Below are 1,616 nucleotides of genomic sequence, written 5' to 3'. Positions count from 1 at the left end.
TCGCCGTAACCGGCAGCGCGGCATAGTGACGGGCGCGGATCGGCAGGCCGGTTGTCGTCGAAAATTCGTTGGTGTTCTTTTCCAGCACGGTGATACCGGCCGTCGTCGCCAAACTCCATTCCGCCTTGGCGCTGTTCCAGCGGTCGATCGCCGTGGAGCCGCTATAAGCCGAGGTCGGCACCACACCGCTCTCTTCGGCCGAGACCTTGCCGTCGCTGTTGTAGGTCGTGCGCGTTGCCGGACGCTTCATGGTACGGGCGCTGCCATCGGGATCGGCGCCGATGCCGCCTACCGGCCGGCCGATCGCGTCGAAGAAGGCAAAGCTTTCGCGCGGTGTCAGGTCGCTCGACGAATCGTCGCTGGCCTTGGGACCGTAGCTGTAGATGACCTGGCCCAGGCTGTTATACAGGCTTTCGCTGGTCAGGGTGACGGCGCTGTCGCCACGGGTAACTACGGTCCTATACGGGAGAACGTTACGTGTCGCGCCAGTGTAGCCAACATCATTTGGATCCGCAGGGATGTCTACATCATAAAAAATATCCGTTTTCGTCCATAAGATGTCGCCGGATACGTCGCAATTTGTTGACGTCAACGACTGCACGGCGCAGGTCTTGGTAGTCACCAGACGATAGACCGGTGTGCCCGCTACGTCCGTGGTCGGCGACGTCTTGATGCGGGGGGTTTTGGTGGCATAGGTATAGAAGGTACCGATGCGCGCAGCCCCCGCCGTCGGCGCCGGTGAGATCACCGACAACACACCGCCATGGACCGAATCATAGGTGTAGGTGGTCACCGCGTTACTGGCATCTGTGGTCGCCAGCGGATACCGGCAGGCCTTGCCCGTACACCCGGAACCAGGATAGGTGGCCGAGGTTTCAATGGCGGCACCGCCACCGCGCGGATAGGTGCTGGTCTTGTCCAGATTACCCTGAGTGTCGTAGCGGTATTGAGTGTAACCACCGGTCAAGGCGCCGCCACTATCATAGGTCGCATCATGCGCGACGACCTTCAACACCCGCCCGGCGCCGTCGTATTCATACTTGGTCTGCCGCCCCAGCTCGTCCGTCTGCGATGTGATGAGTCCGCGGGCATTGACAACGACCGTTCTCGTCGTGGAATCCGGCGCCGTCACCGTCGCGGTCACGGCGTTGTCGGTTCCAAAAGTATAGTCATAGGACCAGGTCGAACCGCCCACCTGCACGGATTTGACCTTGTCTAACCGCTTCTCATTCGGTGAAGCCGATTCCGCCGCAGTGTACTTGACGACCGTTTTGGTCACGCCACTTGCCGTCTTGATGACACCGCCTGACAAAATACGTGCTTCGAAAGCTTCATCCCCCGTCGCCAAGCCGGTGGCCGCCCGCTTTATCCGGGTTTCGCCGCTCTCGTTAACCCGCTTGCCGATAGGATAGCCGGCAGGCAAGGTGCATCCGACGATGGCCGGATCGCTGCAGTAATCGACCGAGGTATTGTACGCCGTAACCTCGGTCAGGACATAGCTGGCGTCACGATTGTATACCAGTTTCCAGCCGTTGGAACTCGAAACCGTCTTGACGCCCTTGACGACCGTCGAACCGCCCGAGCCCGTTGTATAGTAGCTCAAGAATACAGCAGAG

General features: G+C 60.1%; 1 protein-coding gene. It reads right to left on the bottom strand.

Features of this window, described 5'->3' with window-relative positions; translation table 11 throughout:
- Positions 1 to 1,603 (bottom strand): RHS repeat domain-containing protein (locus ABI_RS06375; RefSeq protein WP_040308645.1); only part of this gene is annotated, 1,603 nt, incomplete at its 3' end.
- Between the last annotated feature and the right edge of the window lie 13 nt (positions 1,604 to 1,616).

Origin of the sequence: Asticcacaulis biprosthecium C19 (assembly GCF_000204015.1) — a bacterium.
In the GTDB taxonomy this organism is placed as follows: Bacteria; Pseudomonadota; Alphaproteobacteria; order Caulobacterales; family Caulobacteraceae; genus Asticcacaulis; species Asticcacaulis biprosthecius.
This window is presented reverse-complemented; position numbering and strand designations above follow the sequence as displayed.